This is a genomic window from Pseudomonas sp. (assembly GCF_049590575.1).
Classification (GTDB): Bacteria; Pseudomonadota; Gammaproteobacteria; order Pseudomonadales; family Pseudomonadaceae; genus Aquipseudomonas.
This window is the reverse complement of sequence record NZ_JBAWDE010000321.1, coordinates 1-4511: the sequence shown is the minus strand read 5'-3', so window position 1 is coordinate 4511 and position 4511 is coordinate 1. Positions and strand designations below refer to the sequence as shown.

Annotated in this window: 5 protein-coding genes and 1 riboswitch; of the genes, 1 reads left to right on the top strand and 4 read right to left on the bottom strand. The window is 61.5% G+C overall.

Features of this window, described 5'->3' with window-relative positions; all coding sequences use genetic code 11:
• On the bottom strand, positions 1–640 hold a 640-nt coding region (gene ltaE, locus WBR57_RS22390; protein WP_424086714.1), incomplete at its 3' end, for a low-specificity L-threonine aldolase.
• A gap of 191 nt (positions 641–831) precedes the next feature.
• Positions 832–1001, top strand: a riboswitch (FMN riboswitch).
• Between the two features lie 113 nt (positions 1002–1114).
• Here ltaE and WBR57_RS22385 point away from each other — a divergent pair.
• Entirely contained in the window at positions 1115–1624 is a 510-nt protein-coding gene (locus WBR57_RS22385; RefSeq protein ID WP_065874001.1) for a 6,7-dimethyl-8-ribityllumazine synthase, read from the top strand.
• Positions 1625–1755: 131 nt separating this feature from the next.
• Here WBR57_RS22385 and astE read toward each other — a convergent pair whose 3' ends face one another.
• From astE to astB, 3 genes are read right to left on the bottom strand one after another with little or no spacing between them, the layout of a single operon-like run.
• Positions 1756–2760 (bottom strand): succinylglutamate desuccinylase, encoded by a 1005-nt coding sequence (astE, locus tag WBR57_RS22380; RefSeq protein WP_424086711.1) that lies wholly within the window; start codon positions 2758–2760, stop codon positions 1756–1758.
• A gap of 11 nt (positions 2761–2771) precedes the next feature.
• Complete coding sequence (locus tag WBR57_RS22375; RefSeq protein WP_003214319.1) at positions 2772–3062, bottom strand: hypothetical protein; 291 nt, start codon at positions 3060–3062, stop codon at positions 2772–2774.
• A 25-nt stretch (positions 3063–3087) separates the two neighbouring features.
• On the bottom strand, positions 3088–4434 hold the full coding sequence (gene astB / locus WBR57_RS22370) for an N-succinylarginine dihydrolase (RefSeq protein WP_424086709.1): 1347 nt from the start codon (positions 4432–4434) through the stop codon (positions 3088–3090).
• Between the last annotated feature and the right edge of the window lie 77 nt (positions 4435–4511).

Genomic DNA, 4511 nt, shown 5'->3' with positions numbered 1-4511 from the left:
CCGTCGAGCCGCACAGCACCGAGCCGATCGGCGCGCCAAGGCCCTTGGACAGGCACACCGAGACCGAATCGAAGTGCTGGGCAATTTCGCCTGCATCCACGCCCAGCTTGACCGCCGCGTTGTAGAGCCGCGCGCCGTCCAGGTGCAGGGCCAGGCCATGCTCACGGGTGAACGCACGGGCTTTGGCCAGGTACTCAAGGGGCAGCACCTTGCCCTGCATGGTGTTTTCCAACGCCAGCAGGCGCGTACGGGCGAAGTGGAAGTCGTCGGGCTTGATCGCTTCCAGCACCTGATCAAGGTCCAGCGAGCCGTCCGCCTGTACCTCCAGCGGCTGCGGCTGGATCGAGCCGAGCACCGCCGCGCCGCCGCCCTCGTATTTGTAGGTATGCGCCTGCTGGCCGACGATGTACTCCTCGCCACGCTCACAGTGCGCCATCAACGCCAGCAGGTTGCTCATGGTGCCGGTGGGCACGAACAACGCTGCGGCAAAACCCAGGCGCTTGGCCAGTTCCGCCTCCAGATGATTGACGCTGGGGTCTTCACCGTAGACGTCGTCGCCACTGACGGCAGTGGCCATCGCGTCGAGCATGCCGGGGGTGGGTTGAGTCACGGTGTCGCTGCGCAGGTCGATCACAGACATGAAGCCAGCCTCTCAAGGGTTCAGTAAGTTTCTTATAGAGATGATTACTGCGGGCAAAGCCATGGAATATCAAGCCCTGCCTTTCCTCAATCGAATACCAACCAAACAAACCGATATAGGTTATCGATACGGCGCTCGTGCAGTTTTTGAAAAACCATGTTAAAAACTCTCCGCCGCCAGGGTTCTGGCGGCAACGTTCTCAGGGCGGGGTGCAATTCCCCACCGGCGGTAATTGCACGCAATGTGCATAGCCCGCGAGCGCTTGGCGCCTCGAACTGCTCACGCGGTACGGCGACAAGGTCAGCAGACCCGGTGTGATCCCGGGGCCGACGGTCATAGTCCGGATGAAGAGAGAACGGGATTGGCACCTAAGGGCCGAACGCTGACCGCATGCTTGCATGCCGCAGCGGTGCGTACCCTTAAATCCCATTCGATTCATAACGCCCTGTTTTTTTCTTAAACAGGAGTCAGAACATGCAACCCACCGCAATCGACAGCAAGAGCAAAAACCATCACGGCGAGCGCGTCGCGTTTATCCAGGCCTGCTGGCACAAGGATATTGTCGACCAATCGCGCAAAGGCTTCCTCGCCGAAATGATCGCTCAGGGCTACCAGGAATCGGACATCGACTTCTTTGAAGTCGGCGGCGCCTTTGAAATGCCCCTGCACGCCAAGCTGCTGGCCAAGACCGGCCGTTACGCCGGTATCGTTGCCGCCGCGCTGGTAGTGGACGGTGGCATCTACCGCCACGAATTCGTTGCCCAGTCGGTGGTCAGCGGCCTGATGCAGGTGCAGCTGGAAACCGAAGTGCCGGTGTTCTCGGTGTCCCTGACCCCGCACCACTTCCACGCCGGCACTGAGCACCACACCTTTTTCTATGAGCACTTCGTGCACAAAGGCCAGGAAGCTGCGCGTACCTGCGCCGATACCCTGCACAAGGTGCGAGCGATCCGTCGCAGCGAGCCGCGTGCCGTCGCAGTCTAAGCAGCACCGCAAAACAACTGTGGGAGGGGGCTTGCCCCCGATGGCGGTGTCTCAGCGACAGATGATCTGACTGACACACTGCTATCGGGGGCAAGCCCCCTCCCACATTTCGGTCCGGTTAGGGCTCAGGTCTATGCCAACCCGGCATCCGTGGTCGGCACAATCAATATCCCCGCCCGCAAGCCATTCTTGACCTTCGGGTTCGGGAAGATAATGCGCGCGCCCTCCTCCTCGATCACCCAGCGCGTCTTGGCCACGTCTTCGGCCAGCAGATACCCCTTGGCCAACGGCGAAAAATTTTCCACATCCGCCGGCAGGTGCATCAGGAAGGCATCGCTGTGCTTGATGACTTCACGGGACACGGCAAACAGCTGCAGGCCCTCCAGGCTCTCGGTAAGCGGTTCGCTGCCCTCGATGATCTGCTTCAGGCGCGTTTCCAGGCGCGACACATCCACGCCCTGGTTGTGCCCGAACGGCCGCGCTTTACCCAGTTCCAGGGTGAAGGCTTCGGCCCCCAGCTGTTCATAGGTAAACGCAGTGAAGGTGATCGAGGTCTTGTTCTGCAGGAGTACCGCTTGCATGCCCGCGGCGTGCAGGCGCGCCAGCTCATGGCGTGAATGCTGGCGCCCCTCCTTCCACGGGTACAGGGCAAACTGCTCGATTTTCGAGCCGCGGATCGCGGTGTGCAGGTCGTAATGCAGGCGCGACCGGCCCGGCAGGCTGAAAAAACTGCGGGCCAACTGCTCCAGCTCGGCGGCGCGCATGGCTTCGGGGCCGATGTTTTGTTCATGCCGGCCGTTGAACAGCCGGTTGACGTCCAGTTCGAGGTAACGCTCGCCGCGGCGCATGGCCTCGGGGTTGCCGAACAGGAACAGAATACGGGTTTGGGGCTTGATCTGCCCACGGGCGATGCCATGCAACAGGCGGTCGAGCAGTTCGATCGGCGCGGTTTCGTTGCCATGGATGCCGCACGACAGCAGCAGGTCGCTGCCGTTGTCCAAGGCCTGCGGCGGGCGCACTTCGAGCGCGCCCTCGCTGAGCCAGCGCATCTGCACGCCGTCGACAGTCAGTTGAATTTTTTGCGCCGGTTCACGACCGGCGAGGGTCAGTTCAAGCAGTTTGCCGAGGGCGAGCATAAGCAGCTTCCTTAGTGGTTGCAGCCAGGGCCGTGGACGTGATCGTCGTCATCACCTTCAACGTCGGCCGGTTCCATTTCCAGTTGCAGGCTCATCAGGTTGGTGGCCAGTGGGCGCATCAGCAGGTTGGCGTACTCGGCGTCGCCTTCTTCCACATCCACACCGATCAGCAGTTGGCCGCGGCCGTCGTGCTGGATCCAGATTTCCTTACCCTGCCAGACCACGGCGACGCGGGTGCAGGAGGTTTCCAGCTGGGTGCCGTCGGTGTCTTCAAGAATCAGTTTCAGGGTGTCGGTGGTCATAAAGTGCTCTCAGCCATCAGGCGTATTAATTGATCTGGAAAGGGTATACCGAGCCCAGTTTAAGGATTTGCGTCAGTTCATCCAATGCCGTCCGGCATTCCAGCAACAATTGCGGGTCAGCCAGGTCGGTTTCACGCAGGCTGTCGCGGTAGTGCTTCTCGACCCACTGGGTCAGCGTGTCGTACAACGGCGCGGTCATGATAACGCCTGGGTTCACCGCCGCCAGCTCGGTTTCATTCAACGCCACGCGCAAGCGCAGGCACGCCGGGCCACCGCCGTTCTGCATGCTTTGCTTGAGGTCGAACACCTTCACTTCGCGGATCAACCCACCGGCAGCGGTCAGCCCTTGCAGGTACTGCCAGACGCGCTCGTTGGCGCGGCATTCTTCCGGCACGATCAACAGCATCGAGCCGTCGGCGCGGGTCAGCAACTGGCTGTTGAAAAGGTAGGAACGCACCGCGTCCTCAACGCTGACCTGCGCGCGCGGCACGCACACCGACTGGAAATTGCCGCCCAGCTTGGCCAACTTGCCGTGCAGCTCAGCGAGCATCTGCTCGGTATTGAGGAACGCGTCCTCGTGGTAGAACAGCACCTCGCCGTTGCCCACCGCGATCACATCGTTGTGGAACACGCCGGCATCGATCACCGCCGGGTTCTGCTGGGCGTAGACCACGCCGTCATCCTTCAAGCCGTGCAGGCGTGCGACCGCCTGGGAGGCTTCGAGGGTCTGGCGCGCCGGGTACTTCTGCGGTGCCGAGTAGCGGTTATCGAATGCGCTGCGGCCGAACACGAAAAACTCGACACCCGCTTCACCGTACTCACGGCAGAAACGCGTGTGGTTGGCCGCGCCTTCGTCACCAAATTGCGCAACCGCCGGCAACGCGGCGTGGTGGGCGAAGTGCTTGGCATCGGCAAACATCGCCCCCAGCACGCGGCTGGTAGTCGGGTGCTCGATGCTGCGGTGGTATTTGCAGTTGAGGTTGGCGGCGGTGAAATGCACGCGGCCATCTGCCGTGTCGGCGCTGGGGCTGACGGTGGCGGCGTTGGCCACCCACATGCTCGAGGCCGAGCAGCTGGCCACCAGCAAAGGCATGGCCTGCTTGGCCGCCTGCTGGATGACCTGGGCGTCGCTGCCGCTGAAACCGAGGTTGCGCAAAGCCGCCACGTCCGGGCGCTCCTGAGGCGCCAGCACCCCTTGCACAAAGCCCATGTCCATCAGGGCTTTCATTTTCTGCAGACCCTGCAACGCCGCTTCCTTCGGATTGGAAGACTGCTGGCTGTTGCTCTGGGACGCGACGTTGCCGTAGGACAAACCGCCGTAGTTATGGGTCGGCCCCACTAGACCGTCAAAATTGACTTCATAGGATTTCATCGGCGAGGCTCCACGAACATCTGTTTTTATAGGCATCTGGTGCAGATCTATAGCTGTAAACCCAATCAAGTGTGGGA

Coding starts and splice junctions, on each gene's coding strand:
- astE (WP_424086711.1), bottom strand. CDS start 2,760: ATGCTCGCCCTCGGCAAACTGCTTGAACTGACCCTCGCCGGTCGTGAA.
- WBR57_RS22375 (WP_003214319.1), bottom strand. CDS start 3,062: ATGACCACCGACACCCTGAAACTGATTCTTGAAGACACCGACGGCACC.
- WBR57_RS22385 (WP_065874001.1), top strand. CDS start 1,115: ATGCAACCCACCGCAATCGACAGCAAGAGCAAAAACCATCACGGCGAG.
- astB (WP_424086709.1), bottom strand. CDS start 4,434: ATGAAATCCTATGAAGTCAATTTTGACGGTCTAGTGGGGCCGACCCAT.